The following is a 20,732-nucleotide window of genomic DNA, read 5'->3' as shown; positions in this document are numbered from 1 at the left end:
TTGCAGGAATGCTCGCGGCAGCCTTGAAATACTCCTTCTCGCCGTTTGCATATTGGATATAGCTGATTTCCGACACGGGCAGGACGTAAGTCGGGCCGTCGGGATTGGAGAAACGCTTGTAACGAACGGACTCGGGGGTTATCTCCGTCACTTTCGCTTCGACCTTCGAGGCGTCAGCCTTGATTATCAGGTCTTGGGCTGCGACAGTCAGTACGCCGCAAAACGCTGCCAACAGCAGCAGGATCGTTTTTTTCATCATTGCAGGAAATGTATATAGCGCAAATATAACGTTTTTTTCCAAACTTTCTTATTATCTTTGTCAGGATATATAAATATAAGTATGGGATTTTTCGATATTTTCAAAAAGAAACAGGATAGCGCCGCAGCGGACATTCCGGAGAGCCGGCAACAGCAGCAGGAAGAGCTTAACGCGGGGCTCGAAAAGACCAAGACCGGAATCTTCTCGAAACTCGCCCGTGCCGTAGCAGGCCGCTCGACGGTCGATGCCGACCTGCTGGACGACGTGGAGGAGGTGCTGATTACGTCGGACGTGGGCGTGGAAACCACGGTGAAGATTATCCGGCGCATCGAAGAGCGTGTGGCGCGCGACAAATACATGAATACGTCCGAGCTCCAGTCCATCCTGCGCGAGGAGGTCATGTCGCTGATGGAGGAGTCGCACGGCTCGGAGAAGCATTTCGGGCTCGACGCCAGGCAGGGCGAACCCTACGTGGTGATGGTCGTCGGCGTCAACGGCGCGGGCAAGACCACCACCATCGGCAAGCTCGCGGCACAGCTGACCAAGGCCGGGCTGAAAGTCTGGATCGGTGCCGCCGATACGTTCCGCGCCGCCGCCATCGACCAGCTCAAGGTCTGGGCCGACCGCGCCGGGGCGACGATGATCCGCCAGGAGATGGGATCCGACCCGGCATCGGTGGCGTTCGACACGCTGACGTCGGCCAAGGCCAACGGCGCCGACGTGGTGCTGATCGACACGGCAGGCCGCCTGCACAACAAAGTCAACCTGATGAACGAACTGACCAAAATCCGCAATGTCATGGGCAAGGTCATCCCCGGAGCCCCGCACGAGGTAATGCTGGTGCTCGACGGCTCCACAGGACAAAACGCCTTCGAACAGGCACGGCAGTTCACGCAGGCGACGCAGGTCACTTCGCTCACCATCACCAAGCTCGACGGCACGGCCAAGGGCGGCGTGGTGATCGGCATCAGCGACCAGTTCCACATCCCGGTGCGCTACATCGGGATCGGGGAAGGCATCGACCAGCTCCGCATTTTCGACCGCAGGGAGTTCGTGAACGCCCTGTTCAGCCACGAAACGAAATAAAACGCCCCACGCCTGTGAAACCAATCCTCTGGGGCTTATTGCTCGCTCTGGGATGCAGCCTTCCGGGAAAAGCCCAGCAACCGGCCGCGGCAGACAGTTGCCGCATGCAGGCCGACGAACAGGCCGGCACTTCCGCCATGGCAGCACCGACAGCCGGCGACCCCTTCGCGCAGGATTCTGTATGGCAGGAAGCGACGGCCGGGATTCGTGGAACGAAGCGACCAAGGAAAAGCGCTATACGGAGGCATACGACGCATTGAATTCCGCCCTGAAGAAAACCCCGGCAACGCCCCACGCGCTGTCGGACGCTTTGTGGATCGCCCGGGAACTCGGACGGACCAACGAAGAGGTGCAACGGCTCGAATGGCGGCTTTACGCCCTGCTGACATGGATAAGCCTGCTCGGGGAGGGGAGCGAACAGTACCCGGCTGTCGTGGTCAACGTCCGCGACGAATATACCTTCATGTACGATTACATGGGAGTCCGGAAAGTTCTGGGGCAACAACTCATCCGCAAAGACGACGGCATCCCCTACGACAAGATCGACATAGAACCGCTGGACACATCCGACTCCAAAATCTCGGAGGTTTGGTTCGATGTCAGCTACCCGTTCACCATGCTGGCTTCCCCCGGGCATTGGGCGAAAAAACTCACGGGCGAAACACTCACAAAGGACACCGCCCCAGAAAACGAACCCGGCGTCCCGTCCCCGGGAGAATAGCTGGGAACGGGATAGCAACCGCCCCCGATTCCGCCGGGATAACGGACAACATACAGTAACAATATAAGTATCAGGCGACAGGCTCCGAAATCGGAGCCTGTCGCCTTTTTTGTGTCCGGTTCATCCGGATCACCCGTACGCGGAAGTCAATTATACGCAATCTGAGGATTCAAATACGCAAACCACGCCCAGCAAGAATTTCGATATACATAATTTTGAATATCGAATTTCCACATATTACAAATCGACGACAAACACCCGTGATTATTTAAAATATTTTAATAAATCAAGCCAACCTATTCGGTGCAAACCGAGCCTCTATACTTATATAATACTAATATTAACCTTAACTCTATGAAAATGAATTTGACTACTTCGGAGAAGAACAGGGGCATCGTCCGCTTTCTTCTGATGAGTATGCTGCTGTGCCTGCTCATTCATCCGGCCCAAGCGCAAGACCGCGTCACGGTCACAGGGCGTCTGACCGACACCAGCCACGCACCGCTCATCGGCGCTTCGGTCATAGAACAAGGGACGACCAACGGCGTCACGACCGACGCGGAGGGCAATTACCAGATCTCCGTAAGCGGCAACGCGACCCTGGGCTTCTCGTTCATCGGCTACAAACCCCAGAACGTCGCAGTCATGAACCGCACCGCGATCGACGTCACGCTGGAGGAGGATGCCACGATGATCGGCGAAGTCGTAGCCATCGGCTACGGCTCGCAGCGTAAGGAAGACCTCTCGATGGCCGTGACGACCGTCAAGCTCGACGAAGCGGCCAAAAGCCGCGCCTCGAACCTGGCGACCATCCTCCAGGGCCGTATGCCCGGCGTCACCGTACAGCAGACCGGTGACCCGATGAAACCCGCCTCGTTCACGATCCGCGGCCGTGGATCGAAAGGCAACGACGACGACCCGACCTCGGGCGACGGCGTACTTGTCGTCGTGGACGGCGTGCCCAACGCCCCCTACATGATGGAGGACGTCGAAACGATCACCGTACTCAAGGATGCCGCCTCGGCGGCAATCTACGGAGCGTCGGTAGGTTCGAGCGGTGTCATCCTCATCACGACGAAGAAGGCCCAGAGCGGCAAGCTCCGCGTAGACGTGAATGTCTCGCTCGGTTTCGAGAAAGTGACCAACCTGCCGAACATGCTCACGGCGGAACAATACAACGAAGTGTGGGCAAGAACCGTGGAGAACAATCCCGGCAGCCAGCTTCCCAGCGCCGCCAACCCCGAGGTATATCCCTGGGGCAACGTTACCCGCACCGACTGGCTGGACGAGATTTTCCAGACCGGTTTCACGCAGCACTACGCCGCAACGATCTCGGGCGGCAGCGAGAAGGTACAGTCCATCTTCTCGGTATCCTACGACAAGAAGGACGGCGTGCTGCTCAACACGTACAGCGAAAGCTTCAACGGCAAATTGCAGACCGACTTCAAACTCACCAACTGGCTCAAGATTTCGGAGCGTGCGTCGTTCGTCGTATCCAACGGACAGGGCAACGTGGACACCAGCCACCAGGGCCCGATCATGGGCGCCGTATGGTATCCGCGCGCAGCCTCGGTCTACGAGATGAACGAGGACGGGACATACGCCCGCGACGAGAAGGGCAACCGCTATTACGGCGGTACGAGCCCCGAGTGGGCGGACGTGAACGGCACGCCGATGCTCTACAACCCGGTAGCATACCTCGAAAGGATGCACCGCAAATACCCCGAGCACAAAATCTTCTCGACGACCTCGATCGAAATCAAGCCCATCTCGTCGCTGACGATCAAGTCCGACTTCACCATCGACCTGCGCAACAAAGAGTCCGACGAGTTCTACCCCACCATGACGGAGAAGGGTTTGCGGCGCGACATCAACTACCGCGAACAGTTCTTCGACCGGGACAACCACTGGCTCTCGGAGACGATCGCGACCTATGCACAGGTATTCGGCCGGCACCACATCAGCGCGATGGCGGGCTTCACGGCCGACTTCAAGAGGCTGCACAGCCGGAAAGTATATTCGAGAGGGTATCCCGACAACGATATCAACAGCTCGATCTGGGATCAGGCCAACGACTGGACTTCGAACACGCCCAAGGAGAGCAAATACGAACAGACCATGGTGTCGTTCCTGGCCCGCCTGGGTTATTCGTTCGACGACCGCTATTTCCTGGTGGGCAGCGTGCGCCGCGACGCCTCTTCAAAGCTGCCTGCGAGCAAGAACTACGACTGGTTCCCCTCGGTATCGGGATCGTGGAAACTCTCGTCCGAAAAATTCTTCCGGAATGCAGGCCTCGACAAGGTTTTCGACCTGGTCAAGTTCCGCGCAGGCTGGGGCCGCATCGGTAATGTCGACCTCTATCCAAACAACGTCGCCACCGTCGAGCTCCTGAACTACCAATACCCGATCATCTTCGGCCAGAACCTCGACCAGTTGCTCCAGGGAACCTACCTCAACACGATTCCCAACTATTCCGCCCGCTGGGAAACCACCGAGCAGACCAGTGCGGGTCTCGACCTGACGATGTTCAAGAACAAACTGAACATCAGCGTGGACTACTACCACAAGGTAACCAAAGACCTGATCGACTACATTCCCACCCCCGAACAGATCGGCGTGGCGGATCCTCCCATGGGCAATATGGGCAACGTGCTGAACAAGGGCTGGGAATTCTCGGTGAACTACAACGGCAGCGCGGCACAGGGCAAACTGACCTACAACGTCTGGGGCAACTTCTCGACGAACAAGGGTTACGTACGCGAATACGGAGTTCGCAAAGGCGCCGTGATGCACACCTCGCCCAACCTGAACAGCAACCCGATCCTCTACTCCGACGCAGGGCAACCCTGGTATTCGTTCATGGTCTACCGCACGGCAGGCATCTTCCGTTCGCAGGACGAAATCAACAAGTACATCTACAAGAACCCCGAAACCGGAGAAGCGAAACTGCTGATGCCCGACGCGAAGGTCGGCGACCTGATCTTCATCGACACCAACAACGACGGCGTGATCAACGACGACGACAAGACCTTCGCAGGTTCCTACACCCCCAAGAACACCTTCTCGTTCGGAGGCTCGCTCAACTGGAAAGGCTTTGACTTCAGCTTCTTCTTCCAGGGCGTGACCGGCAACAAGGTCTACAACGGCCTCAAGCAGATGGCCATGAACGGCCGCAACGACTACGGCAACCTCATTTCCGACGTGTACAACAGCTGGGACTTCAACCCCCAGGGTAGCAAATACCCCCGCCTGGGCCTGGTAACGGGCAGCGATACGAACGGTAACTACAGCAAATTCTCCGACATATTCCTCGAGGACGGCGACTACCTGCGCCTGAAAAACATCACGCTGGGTTACACGCTGCCCAAGAGCGTCAGCCGCTTCGTCGGAATGGAGAACGGTTCGCTGCGCGTCTACATGAGCGTCGACAACGTATGCACGATCACCGGTTATTCGGGCGTCGATCCCGAGGTCGGCAACTACGGTATCGACCGCGGTGTTTACCCCGTATCGCGTTTCTTCAATTTCGGTGTGAACATTAATTTCTAACCAACACAAACTACAATAGCGATGAAAAAGATATTGATAATAGCCAGCCTCGCCCTCTGCTGTTCCCTTTTGGCGAGCTGCGAAGACTTCCTCGACACCAAGAAATACGGAGCCAAGACGGACTGGGAGACCCAGGAAGACGTAGAGAAAGCGCTCGTCGCCCTCTTCTCCTTCAACACGAACGACTCCGAGGGCGTCACCGGCCGCGGCATCACGTGGTTCGAATGCTGCAGCGACGACATGACCGTAGGCCGTCCCCAGGGCGAAGCCGAAGACATCCGCAACTTCCGCATGTCGCCCAGCAACGGCCGCGACGTGAAGAACAACTGGAAGATCATGTACGAGGTCAACGCCAAGGCCAACAACATCATCAAGGTCGTCCCGACGATGAACCTCGACAACGCGTTCAAGACCAAAGCCACCGGCACCGCCTATTTCTTCCGCGGGTTCGCCATGCTGTGGCTCTCGCCCTACTACGGTGACAACGGCCCCAACGGCGGCATCCCGATCATCCTCGACACGACGGAGCCCGCAGCCATGGACAGCCCGCGCCCGGCCTCCGTATTGCAGAACTACGACCAGATCATCAGCGACCTGCGCGAAGCCGGCAAACGCCTGCCTCTCTTCTCGCAGCTCGCACCCGAAGAGTACGGCATGCCCCACAAGGCCGCAGCCTGGGCCCTCGCCGCACGCGCAGCCCTCTATGCCGCACAGTTCGACGCCAAATACTACGACACGGTCATCGAAATGTGCGACAAGGTGATGGGACTCACCGGCGCCGACAAGCGCGAACTGTTCGACGACGGCACGGACAAGGCCTTCGCCAACCTCTGGCGCAAGCAGCAGAATTTCGGCTGCGAATATATCTTCTCGCTGCTGGGCAACGCGGTCGACGGCCCGAAATTTCACGGCATGTCCTTCCAGAACGGCGGCTGGGGCCTGTACAACCACTGGGGTTATTTCCAGCCCACCCTTTCCCTGTGGAACGCATTCGAATCGGGCGACACCCGCCGCGACGCGACGATCATCTACCCCGGGCAGACGATCCGCTTCATGGGCCGGGACATCGTATTCGGCAGCAACTCCTATTCGATCTCCTCGGATACAGGCATGTCGTTCCGCAAATTCCTCTCCCCGTGGGAAGAGGCCGACTGCAAAGGCAAGGAGGTGAATTCCAACGGCGACAACGCCAGCAACACGCTCGGCACCTGCCTCATCCGCTTCGCCGACGTCCTGCTGATGAAAGCCGAGGCGCTGATCTGGAAGAACGGCGAAGGCGACGCCGAAGCCAAACAACTGCTCAACCGCATCCGCAAACGCGCCCGTCTCCCGGAGAACAGCCCGGCGACCAAAGCCGAGCTCAAGAACCAGCGCCGCTGCGAACTGGCGTTCGAGTTCATGCCGAGCCGCCACCTGGACATGGTTCGCTGGGGCGACGCCAAGGAGACCTACGCCAAACCCACGCAGCGCGTGAACTCGCACTGGGATTACGACCTGCAGCAGGTGGTCATCGACGCGCCGAGCAACTATGACAACGGGCGCACGTTCGATCCCGTCATCAACCAGGTTTTCCCGATCCCCGTAACGGCATTCAACGGCACGGTGAACCTGACCCAGAACCAAGGTTATTAGTAAACAACCAAGATCATTACCGAATATGAAACTGCTGAAACATATCATCCGTGCAGGTGCCTTATGCGGCCTGCTCCTTACGACGGCTGCGGCGAAGGCGCAAACCGTACAACTGAAAGTACTGGACTGGAACGTGCTGTCGTTCGAAATGACGGACAAGTCCAACCAGATCGACTTCATCGTCGACGAGTACGTCGACCTGATCAAGGCCCAGAATCCCGATATCGTCTGCATCAACGAGCTCGAGACCGGCACCAGCCGTATGGGCAAGGAGAAACTGACCGAACTGGCGTCCCGCCTGGACATGTACCCCTACTTCATCATGTCCTATCCCAAGGACGTAGGGTTCTACGGCAACGGCATCCTCTCGAAATACCCGATCGTAAGTTCCTTCTCCGCATTGCATCCCTACAAACATGCCAAAGGCGAGGGCAACTACCAGTGGAATACAGGCTATGAATATTATCTGTATGGTTATGACCAGCGAAGTATGGGCTACATCGACATTCTGGTACCGACCTCCGATTCGGACGGACAGATCGTGCGCATTATCTGTACGCATTTCGACCATTGCGGAATAGATCAGGTCATCCAACAGCAGGAACAAAATGTTGTAACACAAGCCGGGCTGAACAATCCCGAATACCCGACAATCCTGATGGGAGACTTGAACGTCGGATGGGGAACAAACGTGCTTCCTGAATTCAGAAATTTAGGCGACCACATCGGGGTGTCTTGGGTAGACCACATCTTTGCTTTCCCCAAAGGTCGATGGACGGGCCATGATTTCAAATCCCATTCCTGCCCTGCCGCCAATGGCAAGGCATCGCTCTCCGACCATGACCCGATCACAGCCACCTTGGTACTTAAATAGCAGTTCGTCGAATTCACAAAAGTCGAAAATATGAAAAACATACAAAAATATCTCTCAGCACTGCTCGCGCTCGCCATGGCAGCCCCGGTATTTACCGGTTGTTCGGACGATTACGAGTATTCGCTCAGTTCGGTGGTCGCCAAGCCGTCCGACAAGTTCAACGCCAGGATCCAGTTCGTCAGCCGCCTGAGCGACGGGGCGCTGATTACGGGCGATGCCGACTACACGGCTCTCAACAACTACATGGTCAACACGCTCAAAAGCCGCGAAGAGGCATGGCTCACGGTCTTCGACCGTTCGGACAACGCCAACCTGGACAAGGTGATGCAGATCTCGATCAACACCTACCGCTGGACGGCCTTCGCCTTCAACGGGCTGACCAACAGGACGACCTACAAGGGCAGCACGCTTTTCTTCAACCAGCCGACCCGCTCGGTCAAGGCCACGGCCTGCGGCAAAGGCTGCTACGTCACGGGCTTCTCCCCGCTGATGGAAGGTACGCGCACCGACAAGGATGAAAACGGCACCGTGACCGGCACCGTGGACATCGCCTACGACATCAATTTCCGCACGGTACGCTTCGAAACGAACGAGCAGATCAACGCCTTCGGCGGTGAAAACGGCGTCATGAACACGCTCAAGCGCGAAAATATGAACATGCTGATGATCGGCACGGTCAAGAACGACCTGCTCGGAGCGCTCGAATCGGCAGTACAGAATACGGACGGTTCATTCAAGGTCTACAACGTCGCGTCCGGAAGCGCGTATACGATCTTCATGCTCGCCGAAGAACGCTTCTGGGGCTTTACGGATGTTGCCCCGATATCGGTCGGAAACGGCATCGAGGCCTATACGATAAACGTCATGTGGTAAAGGTTGGTTTAATTTAGTTGGAAGGAGGATGCGGCTTCGGGGCCGCATCCTCTTTTTATGCACGGGAAACCGCCGCGGCTGGCGGCGATTCCGGGATTATTTCGTACTTTTGCAGCGGAAACCAGATACGGAATGAAAAAGATCAACGTCATAACGCTCGGTTGTTCGAAGAACACGGTCGACAGCGAGCACCTGATGGCACGGCTCGCGGCGGCAGGCTACGAAGTCCTTTTCGACAGCGACCGCACGGACGCCAAGGTCGTAGTCATCAACACCTGCGGGTTCATCGGCGACGCCAAACAGGAGTCGGTCGACATGATCCTGCGCGCGGCGGCCGCGAAAAACGCCGGCAAGATCGAGCGGCTGTTCGTCATCGGCTGCCTCTCGGAACGCTATGCCGACTCCCTGCGCGCCGAACTCCCCGAAGTGGACGGGTTCTTCGGCGCCCGCACATGGGACGGCATCGCCCGGGCGCTGGGAGCCGCCGAAGACCCGGCCCTGGCCACTGAGCGGCACCTCTCGACGCCCAGGCACTATGCCTACCTGAAAATCTCGGAGGGTTGCAACTGGAAATGCGGCTACTGCGCCATCCCGCTCATCCGCGGCGGGCACGTTTCCGTGCCGATGGAGGAACTGGAGGAGGAGGCGCGCAAACTCGCTGCCGGAGGCGTGAAGGAACTGATCGTCATCGCGCAGGACACGACCTACTACGGGCTCGACCTCTACGGGAAGCGCCGCCTGGCCGAACTGCTGCGCCGCCTGTGCCGCATCGACGGCATCGAGTGGATACGCCTCCACTACGCCTATCCCACGGCATTCCCCGACGAGGTGATCGAAGCCATGGCATCCGAGCCCAAGATCTGCAAATACCTCGACATCCCGTTCCAGCACATCTCCGACGCACAGCTCTCGGCCATGCACCGCCGCCACACCAAGGCCGAAGCCTATGCGCTGGTCAAAAAATTGCGGGGGGCGATCCCCGACCTGGCGCTGCGCACGACGCTGCTGGTCGGCTATCCCGGTGAAACGGAAGCGGATTTCACGGAACTGGAACAGTTCGTACGCGACGTACGGTTCGAACGCCTCGGGGTCTTCGCCTATTCCGAGGAGGAGGGCACCTACTCGGCACGCGAACTGGCGGACGACGTCCCGGAGGAGGTCAAACAGCAGCGCGTGGAACGCATCATGACGCTCCAGAACGACATCGCCCGCGAAAACAACCTGCGCCGTGTAGGCCGCACGGAACGGGTTCTAATCGATTCGCGGCAGGGCGACTACTATGTCGGACGGACGCAATACGACTCGCCCGAGGTCGACCAGGAGATACTGATCCCGGCTGCGGAACGGCGTCTTCTGCGGGGGCATTTCTACGAAATACGGATCGACGGCGCCGCCGATTACGACCTTTACGGAAAGGCCGTCGGGAAATAAAATTTGTTTTTTAGCGTTCCTTTTCATACCTTTGAAATGTAAATCGGACTTTACCCGAGACCCAATGGCCGAAAAAAGCGTGATAACGAATATCGAAGCCCGTATCCGGCAGCTCATCGACGACCACAAAAGGTTGTCGGAATCGTGTGCGGAACTGACGGCGCAGCGCGACAACCTGAAAGCCGAAAACAGGACTTTGCAGGAGCGCATCCGCGAACTCGACGGCGAATTGTCACGTATGCAACTGACGGAGGGACTGGCGGGTGAAAGCCGCAACCGGGAGAAAGCGCGGGCGCGCGTCAACCGTCTTATGCGGGAGGTTGACAAATGCATCGCACTGCTCGGAAGGCCCGAATAACGGGAAGGGACGGCGAACCGGCAGTAACGCCGCAACCAGCACCCGGGCCGCAGATGAATAAGAGGCAGCAAGATAAACGAAACAAAAACGACATGGCACAACAGGCGATAACCCTCAAGATAGCCGGGAAAAGCTATTCGCTCAACATCGAAAGCGAAAAGGAGGAGGTATACCGTCTTGCCGAACGGGAGGTGAACAACTACCTCGCGGCGATAAAACAGAACAACTTCAAGAACTGGACGGATCAGGACTACCTGTCGATGGCCGCACTGAAATTCGCCATTGCAAACGTCGACATGCGGCAAAGCCGCGAACTGGGCGACGAAGACCTGAAACATCTGGGGCGGCTCGGGGAAGAGATTGACGCCTACCTCAACACCCTGCAACGGTGAGTGAGGGCCAGGCACGGGATTTGCCCGGGCAAACCGTAAAAAACGAGGTTCTTTAACATACGAAGGAAAAATCTACCCGCATAGATTCCTTACAGCTTTGCGAAACTGAACACTTTTTAAATTGGGGCAACTCAAGGCGCTTCAAAATCAGGCCTTGACCCTTCGGGGTGTATGCTACGGCGTACCGTTGGAAGATTGCGATTGTCGGAGCCCCCACACATGACTTATCTGCAGATTCGTCAAACAAGACTAAGGAATCCTATGCGGTTTTTTTATGCACTACAACAAACCCTATAATAACAAATTCAAAACAGCAACAAAAACATGTATACCACCATTTTGGTTGCCTGCATCTCTGCCGTGGCCGCCGTCGGAATCTACGCGGTCGTCACGAACCTCGTAGCCAAGACCTCGATCCGCAAGCGGCGCGAAGCCGCCCTGAAAGAGGCCGAGGCCGAAGGGGAGATGATTAAAAAGGAGAAAATCCTCCAGGCAAAAGAGAAGTTCATACAGCTGAAAAGCGAATACGACCGCCAGGTCAACGAGCGCAACCAGAAGATCGCCCAGAGCGAACAGCGCGCCAAACAGATCGAGGGCAACCTGCAGAACCAGCAGCGCGAGCTGGAGAACAAACTCCGCGAGAACGAGCGCCTGAAGGAGCAGATGCAGAACCAGCTGCAAATCCTCGAGCACAAGAAGGAGGAAGTCGACCAGATGATGCGCGAGCAGAACATGCGGCTGGAACAAATCTCGGGCATGAGCTCGGAGGATGCCAAGAACATCCTCATCGAGAACATGAAGGCCGAGGCCAAGACCGAGGCTGCTTCCTATGTGAACGAAACCATCGAGGAAGCGAAGATGACCGCCACGAAGGAGGCCAAGCGGATTATCGTGGCTTCGATCCAGCGCGTGGCCACGGAGACGGCCATCGAGAACGCCGTGACGGTCTTCAACATCGAAAGCGATGAGGTCAAAGGCCGCATCATCGGCCGCGAGGGCCGCAACATCCGGGCACTGGAGGCAGCGACCGGCATCGAGATCATCGTAGACGACACCCCCGAAGCCATCATCCTCAGCGGGTTCGACCCTGTCCGCCGCGAGATCGCCCGCCTGGCGCTGCACCAGCTGGTGACCGACGGCCGCATCCACCCGGCACGTATCGAGGAGGTCGTAGCCAAAGTACAGAAACAGATCGAAGAGGAGATCGTCGAAGTCGGGAAACGCACCACGATCGACCTCGGCATCCACGGGCTGCACCCCGAGCTGATCCGCATGATCGGCAAAATGAAATACCGTTCGTCCTACGGCCAGAACCTCCTGCAGCACGCCCGTGAAACGGCCAACCTCGCGGGTATCATGGCCGCCGAGCTGGGGCTGAACCCCAAGACGGCACGCCGCGCAGGCCTGCTCCACGACATCGGCAAGGTACCCGACGACGAACCGGAACTGCCGCACGCAATCATCGGCATGAAACTCGCCGAGAAATACAAGGAGAAACCCGAAGTATGCAACGCCATCGGCGCCCACCACGACGAAGTGGAGATGACTTCGCTGATCGCACCGATCATCCAGGTCTGCGACGCCATATCGGGTGCCCGCCCCGGCGCCCGCCGCGAAGTGGTCGAAAGCTATATCAAACGCCTGAAGGAGATGGAGGACATCGCCCTCTCGTACCCGGGCGTCGTGAAAACCTATGCGATCCAGGCCGGCCGCGAACTGCGCGTGATCGTCGGTGCAGACAAACTCACCGACCAGGAGTCGGAAGGGCTGTCGCACGATATCGCCAAGAAGATCCAGGACGAGATGACCTATCCCGGCCAGGTGAAGATCACCGTCATCCGCGAAACCCGCGCCGTATCGTACGCGAAATAAGAACCCCGCCCGTAGGACAGGCTGCACACGGCCTGCCTGCCGCAAATTTATCACAGGTAAAAATCCCTCCGCAAAACGGAGGGATTTTTTTATCTACGGCTCTCTTACCGGTAAGCTCCGGCACACAACGACAGCTTATCCGCGACAGAATCCACACACAATCGCCCGATTCCCGCCACGGGAAGGGCCATAAGCCTCTCACCCGCCGGAGGGGGGGGGCAGCCAGCGGGATTATTTCCAGCTGTTACGCTTCCTGAAATCGGACGGAGTGACGCCCTCCTTATGCTTAAAAAAAGTAGAAAACTGCCCGGTATTCACGAACTTCAAGGCATAGGCGATATCCGATATATTTATATCCGTCCCCGTCAGCATCTCTTTGGCCTTCAGGAGCCGCTGTTGCAACTGGTACTGCGCGGGGGATATCCCGGTGTACTCCTTGAATGTCTTGCGGAACCACGAATAGCTGACCCCCAGTTCCCGGGCGATCGCCTCGACATCGCGGGGGTTATCCACATCCTTCATCAGCTCCCGCGCGGCATTGACTTTCTCGAGGATGAACGTATTGGCATAGGAGTTATTCCGCTCCTTGTAATAGATGGAGCCCAGGATGTGCAGCACGATACTCGACATCATCTGCTGGCACCCCGCCTTTTCGACCGACGCCAACTGCAGGATCTCCTCATAGAGACTCACGATCCCCGAACTTATCCCGATATTATGCAACGGCTGCTCGCGCACTAAAAAGCGGTTCGCTACCCTGTCGTCGATATAGGCACCCTTGAAACCTACCCAGTACTCGTCCCAGCCGGTCTCATCGTCGGGATGGTAGCTATGCCACTCCCCGGGAAACAACGAGATCACCGTCCCGGCCTTCACAGGCGCCTCGGGACAGGACTGCGAGGCGAAATACCCGGAACCCTTGGTGATATAGACCAACTGGTATTCGTTCAGTATCCGTCCGCCGCGGGGCATGAAAGAGTAGTTGTCCGGATGGGCCGACAACGGATACTTCGTCCCCGGCGGAATAAACTGGTACCCGATCGTCGTGACGACAACGCCCCATTTCTCGTCCTTATCCCCGATCGTCAGGTAACATAACTTGTCACGCTCCTGCTTCATGTCAGATTTGATAGGTTGGAAATCATTTTTCATAAGCAAATATAACTTTTTTCCGCATAATATGCAGATTTTAACACAATAAGATTTTCCGGGAGCGATTATTTCATTCCGGAAGCGTCTCCCCCCCCCGAGGCCGGGCTCCCAATCCCCACATCCGGCAACAACAGCCCCAGTCGCGCCGCAATCCGCCCCGCTACCAGTCTCCAAAGCCTCTTCACATCGTTCCGGTTATCCCGCACGGCATAAATCTGTATTGCTGCAACCAGCCTCCGACAAGGCGGCATATACCGATCCGGAAACATCGGGAGACACCTATACATACTTCAAAAAAAGCCCTTCTGCTGCCATATGGAACGGCTTGCGAGGGGATAATTATGAAATCTGATACCGAAATATTAAAAAATGAGAAGAATCGGACTTCCCCCGCGGAGGATTCTTAAAAATGCCCTGGGTTTTATACACGGGACACAATAACGTACTACAAATGCTCAAATTCGTACCTAACGGGGGGGGGGAAATCCTCTATATTTGAATTGCAATTTTAACGTGTTGAAAGATACTTTTAACAAATCATAAACCTAAAAACAACCTAAAATCGTATAAGCCTATGCCAAAATGACTCCTTTCCCCTGAGGTTTCTATTATATATATGTACGAATCGTGCATATGGGGGAATTTCATTTTCAATCATCATTCATCTACTATGGACAAAACCAACCAATCTTTATGAAGAAAAATTTATCCATTTTTATGACAGCCGGAAGCTGGTTGCAGCGGGCGCTTGCGTTGTTTTTGTGCGTTGCTGCCCTCGAAGCTGTCCAGGCGGCACCCCAAGACACCAAAAGAACGATCACGGGTACGGTCGTCGACCAGAACAACCTGCCCGTCGTGGGAGCCACAGTCATGATTTCAAACTCGGCTAACGGTACCGCGACCGATTCCAACGGCCAGTTCACCCTTTCGGGTGTAACCGACAACGACGAACTGCAGATTTCGTTCCTCGGCTACAAAACCGTAACGATGCAGGTAGGCACGCGCACCGCCATTGCGGCAACGCTCGAAGAAGATTCGGGCTATCTGGATGAAGTCGTAGTCGTAGGTTACGGCACGACGACGCGGCGCCACATCATCTCGGCCGTTTCGACCGTGAAGTCGGAGGCAATCGAGAATCGCCCGGTAGCCAACATCCAGCAGGCACTGCAGGGTGCAGCAGCCAACCTGATCATCCAGACCAAGAATTTCAACCCGACGGACAACCAGATGAACATCTCGATCCGCGGTGTGAACACCATGGGTAACAACACCCCGCTGGTAGTCATCGACGGCGTTCCCCAGCCGGACGCAGGCCGTATGAACGACCTCAACCCGAACGACATAGAGTCGATCAACATCCTGAAGGACGCCGGTTCGGCCGCCATCTACGGTGCACGTTCCTCGAACGGCGTCATCCTGATCACGACCAAGAACGGCCGCAAGGAGATGGCTCCGCAGATCCGGTTCAGCGCCAAAGTCGGTATCGAGAACCCCGACATCCTCTACAAGGCCGTTCCGACCTACCGCAACGCGATCCTGCGTAACGAGGCCCTGAGCAACGTCGGCCGCGAACCGCTCTTCACGGCTGCCGAAATCCAGGATTTCTACAACCACGGGGACTGCGAGGCTGCCGTAGAGCAGGCCATGCAGAACGCGCTCCAGCAGAACTACAACGTAAGCGTCACGGGCGGTACGAAGACCACCACCTACATGCTTTCGGCCAGTTACTTCGACCAGGAGTCCAACTACGTGGGCCCCGATTACGGCGTAAAGCGCTATAACCTGCGTTCGAACCTGACGACCGAATTCGGCCGGCTGAAACTGGGCGCCAACGTCGGTTTCACCCGTTCGGAGATCAATTCCCCGTCGGATGCCAACGAAGGCTTCCTCTTCGCCGACCTCATCCGTTTCCCGAACTACTACTTCAACCGCCACGAGGAGAACGGAATCTTCTTCGGCAACAACTATAAGTACGGCGGCTATTCCGTATCGCCGCTGGCCGGCCTTATGGGCGGTGGCATCAACAAAAACGACCACGAATACCTCACCGGTACCTTTACGGCCGATTTCGAGATCATCAAAGGCCTGAAAGCCCGTGCCGTCCTTGGCGGTGAAGTCCGCCACGAGCACCGTTTCACCTCCCACAAGACCTACCAGTATGTGGTGGACAACGGCGCCGAACACTCGGATATCTCGACCGCTTCGACCGGCGGCAACACCAAGCGCGAAGCCGACGACTGGACGAAGAAAGTCACGTTCGTCACCGCACAGCTGATGCTGGATTATAACCGCACGTTCAAGGAGAAGCACAATGTAACCGGACTGTTCGGTTGGTCGGACGAATCGGAGATCGGCTATGACATCACGGCCGCCCGCCAGGGTATGAACAGCATCGACCAGCCGGGTGACGGCTCGATCGCTACGGAAGGCACCAAACTGTCGTCCCAGAGCAAATACCGCCGTGCATTGCAGTCGTTCTTCGGTCGCGCCGGATACTCCTACGACGACCGCTACTATTTCGAATTCACCGCCCGTTACGATATGTCTTCGAAGTTCCTCAAGGAGCGCAACGGAGCCTTCTTCCCCTCGGTATCGCTGGGCTGGCGCATGTCGCAGGAGAATTTCATGCAGACCTACCGCGACCGTGTCGGTGACCTGAAACTCCGTGCTTCGTACGGTCTGAACGGTAACCAGCAGGATGTGGGCGACTACGATTTCATGACCACCTACGGCACTTGGGCCAACGCTTACGGTTTCAACGGCGTCCCGGTTCAGGGCCTGATGTTCACCATGGGTAATGAACTGCTGACGTGGGAGACCGCCAAGACCTTCAACATCGGTGTGGATGCGACGTTCTTCAAGAATACCCTGAGCGTCAACTTCGACTACTTCTACAAGCGTACGGAAGATATCCTCCTCTCCCCGATCGTCCCCGGAACCTTCGGCGCCTCGATCGCCAAGGAGAACCGCGGTATCCTCGACAACCAGGGCTGGGAACTTACCATCAACTATAACCTCTCGCGCGGCAACTGGAAGCACAACTTCTCGCTCAACCTCGCCGACTCGCAGAACGAGGTAGTCCGCTATGGAACCCCGGCTATCAGAACTGCCGACAGTGCCGGCACCATCATCATGGAGGGTCTGCCGATCAATGCCCTCTACGGCTGGAAAACGAATGGTTTCTTCCAGAACTACGATGAAATCCAGAATGCAGCCCTGCCGACCGGCATCGACCGTTCGCAGCTCCGTCCGGGCGACGTGCGCTATGTCAACCTGAACAGCGACGGCAAGATCGACGAAAACGACCGCACCTACCTGGGTTATGCCTTCCCGCGCTATACCTACGGTTTCACCTACAATGTCAAGTGGAAAGGCATCGACTTCAGCATCATGCTCCAGGGCGTGCTGAAGCGTGAGAACCCGGTTCGCGGCGAGCTCGTGCAGCCGTTCCACGCCGACTACTCGATGACCATGTTCGACCACCAGCTCGACTACTGGTCGCCGCAGAACCGCGACGCACGCTGGCCGCGCCTGGGAGTATCGGGCTCGGTGAGCGACACGAACAACTGGGGTCACACGGGCTCGGATCTGATGTTGCTCGAGGGCGCATACATGCGTGTCAAGAACATCCAGTTGGGCTACACCCTTCCCAAGAAGTGGACGAAGAAATTCGGCTGCGAGGCACTGCGCATCTATTTCGACACGCAGAACCCGCTGACCTGGACCAAAAACGGGTTCGTAGACCCCGAGACCACCTCGTTCGGCAACAACATGAGCGGCGGAGCGGACAACTCGGTGCGCAACTACCCGACCCTGCGTTACTTCGGTGGAGGTATCGACTTGACTTTCTAACAATTAAACAATCGGAAAGAATATGAAAATCAAAAATATATTAGCCGTCCTCTCCCTCGGTATGGTCAGCTGCGTAGGCCTTGAGCAATACCCGACGACCTCCTATACCGACGAGACCTTCTGGACGATCGAGGACAATGTCCGCACGGCCCTGTACCTGGGGTACAACCAGTGCTGGCACCAAGACTACTATTTCGCCAATAACCTCCTGTCGGACGACGTGTACGGCAGCCGCCACTCGACGAACGAAACCAGCATCGTAACGGGTATGGCCAACACCTCGAACGGCCGCTTCTCGGACGAATGGGACAAGTGCTACCAGGAACTGCGTACGATCCACACAGCGCTCGACGCCCAGGATCGCATGAATATCGACGAGACGTTCAAGACGCGCATGCTTGCAGAACTCCGTCTGATGCGCGCCTTCACCTACCTGCGCCTGGTAACGTGGTTCGGCGACGTGCCGTTCTTCACGACCAATCCGACGCTCCCCGAATCGCGCGTCGTCAAGGTAACGCCCGCCGCCACGATCAAGGAGTTCATCCACTCGGAACTTGCCGAGGTAGCCGAGATCCTGCCGAAAAACACGGATATTCCGGAATCTGAAAACGGACGTTACACGCGCGGCACAGCCGTGGCGCTCAATGCACGTGCATACCTTTACGACAACGATTTCGAGAACTGCGCCATCTGGTGCGACAAGCTGATCAACTCGACGCAGTACGGTACCTACGCCCTCGAATCGGATTATAAAAAACTGTTCCACGACCAGTCGTGCTGCTACGGCCCCGAGTCGATCATGACGATCGAGTTCGCCACGCTCGGCGGCATTGACAACATCGTCAGATCCTGGAACAATTTCAATGCTTTCGTTCCCCAGTCCATCGGTAACAAGGGTGTAACCACCCAGTCGCCGACGCAGGAACTGGTCGATACCTACCGCAAACTCGACGGCAGCGTCGCCGATGACACGGACTACGAGAAGCGCGACAAGCGTTTCGAAGCAACCATCGCCTACAACAACTGCACCGTGGATATTCCGGAAGCAAAAACCCTGAGTCTGGCTGGCTCGGAAGGCACGGGTAAAGGCACTTACCAGGTCTTTACGAAGGCATCGGACGAGAGCCAAACCAGCGACAAGCAGCACCGTTTCGACTCGTACAACGGCACGCAGGATCGCACGGCTACGGGGTATTATACCCTGAAAAACTACAATGCCGACATGGTCGACAGCAAGGGCAACACCTACAAATCACTCATGGAAATCCGCTACGCCGACGTGCTGCTGATGTATGCCGAATCGATGAACGAACAGAGTAAAATGACGTCCGACATCTGGGACAAGACGATCAAGCCGCTGCGCGAGCGAGCCGGATTCGACGCCGCATACTGCTCCTATCCGGGCAGCAGCGACCTGCGCCAGGTTATCCGCGACGAGCGCCGCGTGGAGCTGGCCCTCGAAGGCCGCCGTGTATTCGACCTGCGCCGCTGGGCGCTGCTCGACAATCCGTCGCTCAAGAGCACGGGAGCCGCATACCTCACGACCCGCGCTACGGGTGCCCCCTTCCTCGACGATGGCAGTAACATCCAGTGCCAGAATGCCTACAACATGAAATACTGGTTCCCCATTCCGCAGAAGGAGCGTGACATCAACGCCAACCTGCCGCAGAACCCGGGATGGTAACAGCCAAGTTGTAAAGGAGATTAACTAACCAATCAAGAAAAACACATGAAAACCATATTGAAAAATATCATGTTGTTCGCCGCAGGAGCCCTCACCCTCGGGTTTACCGCCTGTGAGGAGGATGGCCAGGATCTGAATTTCAATATTCAGCCCGGCAACGAGCTCTACGCACCCGCGGACAATGCATCGGTCAATCTGGATCAGGGATTGAATACCAGTTTCGAATGGGCACCTTCCGTTGCCGAAGACGGCGGATACATCACTTACGAAGTGCTGTTCGACAAAGCGGACGGCGATTTCTCGGCACCGCTTGCCGTTAAGAACAGCCAGATGACCGGCTCCAAAGCCTCGCTGAGCATCTCGGCCAAAGAGCTGAACGAAGTGGCTGCCCTGGCGGGAATCGAGAATGCCAAGACCGGGCAGCTCAAATGGACGGTACGTGCCGGCAAGGGTTTGTTCGCCCAGACCTACACGCAGGCCAATGTGCTCACCGTTTCACGTATCAACCTGGTCGACCCGCTGCCGACGGCCGTTATGCTGAAGGGTGAAGCCGTGGAGGATGCCGCAGGCATCAAGCTGATCCCGGCGTACCTCGACGGCAAAGCAGTCGGTTCGGGTGTATACGAATGCTTCACGAAAATCTCGGAGGGCGAATTCACCGTAGTCGACGAACTGGATCGCTACTACTCGCTCAAGAGCAACGGCCGCATCAAGCATATCGTCGACGGCTCTTCGACCGCCAACACGCTGAAGGCCGGCATCTACTGGATCAAGATCGACTTCAGTGCGATGACCTACACCGCAGTTCAGGTCAGCATGATCGAATACTATGCCGCATCGTGGGCAGACAACTCGATGTCGACCGTCTACAAGACCCTCACCTACAAAGGGAAAGGCGTATGGGAGCTGCTCGACTACGATAACGAAATATCCGTCAACTCTTCCAACGATACGCGCCACCGCTTCAACATGACGACTGCCGACGGAAACAAATGGT

14 protein-coding genes and 1 pseudogene are annotated in these 20,732 nt (G+C 56.8%); 13 read left to right on the top strand and 2 right to left on the bottom strand.

Features of this window, described 5'->3' with window-relative positions:
* Nucleotides 1–259 (bottom strand): annotated as a pseudogene (locus QVP03_RS12420) (hypothetical protein); the annotation flags it as partial.
* 81 nt (nt 260–340) lie between these two features.
* Here QVP03_RS12420 and ftsY point away from each other — a divergent pair.
* The 10 genes from ftsY (at nt 341) to rny (ending at nt 13,047) form a co-directional block, all read left to right on the top strand.
* On the top strand, nt 341–1,345 hold the full coding sequence (gene ftsY / locus QVP03_RS12415) for a signal recognition particle-docking protein FtsY (RefSeq protein WP_022333725.1): 1,005 nt from the start codon (nt 341–343) through the stop codon (nt 1,343–1,345).
* 181 nt (nt 1,346–1,526) lie between these two features.
* Nucleotides 1,527–2,066 (top strand): DUF4919 domain-containing protein, encoded by a 540-nt coding sequence (locus QVP03_RS12410; RefSeq protein WP_022333724.1) that lies wholly within the window; start codon nt 1,527–1,529, stop codon nt 2,064–2,066.
* A 354-nt stretch (nt 2,067–2,420) separates the two neighbouring features.
* Nucleotides 2,421–5,615 (top strand): SusC/RagA family TonB-linked outer membrane protein, encoded by a 3,195-nt coding sequence (locus QVP03_RS12405; RefSeq protein ID WP_022333723.1) that lies wholly within the window; start codon nt 2,421–2,423, stop codon nt 5,613–5,615.
* 21 nt (nt 5,616–5,636) lie between these two features.
* Nucleotides 5,637–7,247 (top strand): RagB/SusD family nutrient uptake outer membrane protein, encoded by a 1,611-nt coding sequence (locus QVP03_RS12400; protein WP_022333722.1) that lies wholly within the window; start codon nt 5,637–5,639, stop codon nt 7,245–7,247.
* A 25-nt stretch (nt 7,248–7,272) separates the two neighbouring features.
* On the top strand, nt 7,273–8,121 hold the full coding sequence (locus tag QVP03_RS12395) for an endonuclease/exonuclease/phosphatase family protein (RefSeq protein ID WP_022333721.1): 849 nt from the start codon (nt 7,273–7,275) through the stop codon (nt 8,119–8,121).
* Nucleotides 8,122–8,151: 30 nt separating this feature from the next.
* Nucleotides 8,152–8,994, top strand: coding sequence for a hypothetical protein (locus tag QVP03_RS12390; RefSeq protein ID WP_022333720.1), 843 nt, complete (start codon nt 8,152–8,154; stop codon nt 8,992–8,994).
* A 132-nt stretch (nt 8,995–9,126) separates the two neighbouring features.
* Nucleotides 9,127–10,425 (top strand): 30S ribosomal protein S12 methylthiotransferase RimO, encoded by a 1,299-nt coding sequence (rimO, locus tag QVP03_RS12385; protein ID WP_022333719.1) that lies wholly within the window; start codon nt 9,127–9,129, stop codon nt 10,423–10,425.
* 64 nt (nt 10,426–10,489) lie between these two features.
* The gene (locus tag QVP03_RS12380) at nt 10,490–10,783 is read left to right on the top strand and encodes a hypothetical protein (RefSeq protein ID WP_022333718.1); all 294 of its coding nucleotides are present in this window, start codon (nt 10,490–10,492) and stop codon (nt 10,781–10,783) included.
* A gap of 92 nt (nt 10,784–10,875) precedes the next feature.
* Complete coding sequence (locus tag QVP03_RS12375; RefSeq protein ID WP_018696739.1) at nt 10,876–11,175, top strand: cell division protein ZapA; 300 nt, start codon at nt 10,876–10,878, stop codon at nt 11,173–11,175.
* Between the two features lie 324 nt (nt 11,176–11,499).
* The gene (rny, locus tag QVP03_RS12370) at nt 11,500–13,047 is read left to right on the top strand and encodes a ribonuclease Y (protein WP_018696740.1); all 1,548 of its coding nucleotides are present in this window, start codon (nt 11,500–11,502) and stop codon (nt 13,045–13,047) included.
* A 231-nt stretch (nt 13,048–13,278) separates the two neighbouring features.
* Here the strand turns inward: rny and QVP03_RS12365 are convergent, their stop codons facing one another.
* Nucleotides 13,279–14,199 carry an AraC family transcriptional regulator gene (locus tag QVP03_RS12365; RefSeq protein WP_022333717.1) on the bottom strand — a complete coding sequence of 307 codons (921 nt, stop codon included), beginning with the start codon at nt 14,197–14,199 and terminating at the stop codon, nt 13,279–13,281.
* Nucleotides 14,200–14,916: 717 nt separating this feature from the next.
* Between QVP03_RS12365 and QVP03_RS12360 the strand changes: the two genes are divergently transcribed.
* The 3 genes from QVP03_RS12360 to QVP03_RS12350 form a co-directional block, all read left to right on the top strand.
* Nucleotides 14,917–18,051: a SusC/RagA family TonB-linked outer membrane protein gene (locus tag QVP03_RS12360; RefSeq protein WP_022333716.1), complete on the top strand. Its 3,135-nt coding sequence runs from the start codon at nt 14,917–14,919 to the stop codon at nt 18,049–18,051.
* Between the two features lie 22 nt (nt 18,052–18,073).
* Complete coding sequence (locus tag QVP03_RS12355) at nt 18,074–19,735, top strand: RagB/SusD family nutrient uptake outer membrane protein (protein ID WP_022333715.1); 1,662 nt, start codon at nt 18,074–18,076, stop codon at nt 19,733–19,735.
* Nucleotides 19,736–19,780: 45 nt separating this feature from the next.
* The coding region (locus QVP03_RS12350; RefSeq protein WP_288210812.1) for a SusE domain-containing protein at nt 19,781–20,732 on the top strand (952 nt) is incomplete at its 3' end.

Origin of the sequence: Alistipes sp. CAG:29, assembly GCF_000435435.1 — a bacterium.
Classification (GTDB): Bacteria; Bacteroidota; Bacteroidia; order Bacteroidales; family Rikenellaceae; genus Alistipes; species Alistipes onderdonkii.
This window is presented reverse-complemented; position numbering and strand designations above follow the sequence as displayed.

What these genes read in the sequence shown, in the direction of transcription:
- ftsY (WP_022333725.1), top strand. Translation starts at nt 341, where the DNA reads ATGGGATTTTTCGATATTTTCAAAAAGAAACAGGATAGCGCCGCAGCG.
- QVP03_RS12410 (WP_022333724.1), top strand. Translation starts at nt 1,527, where the DNA reads ATGGCAGGAAGCGACGGCCGGGATTCGTGGAACGAAGCGACCAAGGAA.
- QVP03_RS12405 (WP_022333723.1), top strand. Translation starts at nt 2,421, where the DNA reads ATGAAAATGAATTTGACTACTTCGGAGAAGAACAGGGGCATCGTCCGC.
- QVP03_RS12400 (WP_022333722.1), top strand. Translation starts at nt 5,637, where the DNA reads ATGAAAAAGATATTGATAATAGCCAGCCTCGCCCTCTGCTGTTCCCTT.
- QVP03_RS12395 (WP_022333721.1), top strand. Translation starts at nt 7,273, where the DNA reads ATGAAACTGCTGAAACATATCATCCGTGCAGGTGCCTTATGCGGCCTG.
- QVP03_RS12390 (WP_022333720.1), top strand. Translation starts at nt 8,152, where the DNA reads ATGAAAAACATACAAAAATATCTCTCAGCACTGCTCGCGCTCGCCATG.
- rimO (WP_022333719.1), top strand. Translation starts at nt 9,127, where the DNA reads ATGAAAAAGATCAACGTCATAACGCTCGGTTGTTCGAAGAACACGGTC.
- QVP03_RS12380 (WP_022333718.1), top strand. Translation starts at nt 10,490, where the DNA reads ATGGCCGAAAAAAGCGTGATAACGAATATCGAAGCCCGTATCCGGCAG.
- QVP03_RS12375 (WP_018696739.1), top strand. Translation starts at nt 10,876, where the DNA reads ATGGCACAACAGGCGATAACCCTCAAGATAGCCGGGAAAAGCTATTCG.
- rny (WP_018696740.1), top strand. Translation starts at nt 11,500, where the DNA reads ATGTATACCACCATTTTGGTTGCCTGCATCTCTGCCGTGGCCGCCGTC.
- QVP03_RS12365 (WP_022333717.1), bottom strand. Translation starts at nt 14,199, where the DNA reads ATGAAAAATGATTTCCAACCTATCAAATCTGACATGAAGCAGGAGCGT.
- QVP03_RS12360 (WP_022333716.1), top strand. Translation starts at nt 14,917, where the DNA reads ATGACAGCCGGAAGCTGGTTGCAGCGGGCGCTTGCGTTGTTTTTGTGC.
- QVP03_RS12355 (WP_022333715.1), top strand. Translation starts at nt 18,074, where the DNA reads ATGAAAATCAAAAATATATTAGCCGTCCTCTCCCTCGGTATGGTCAGC.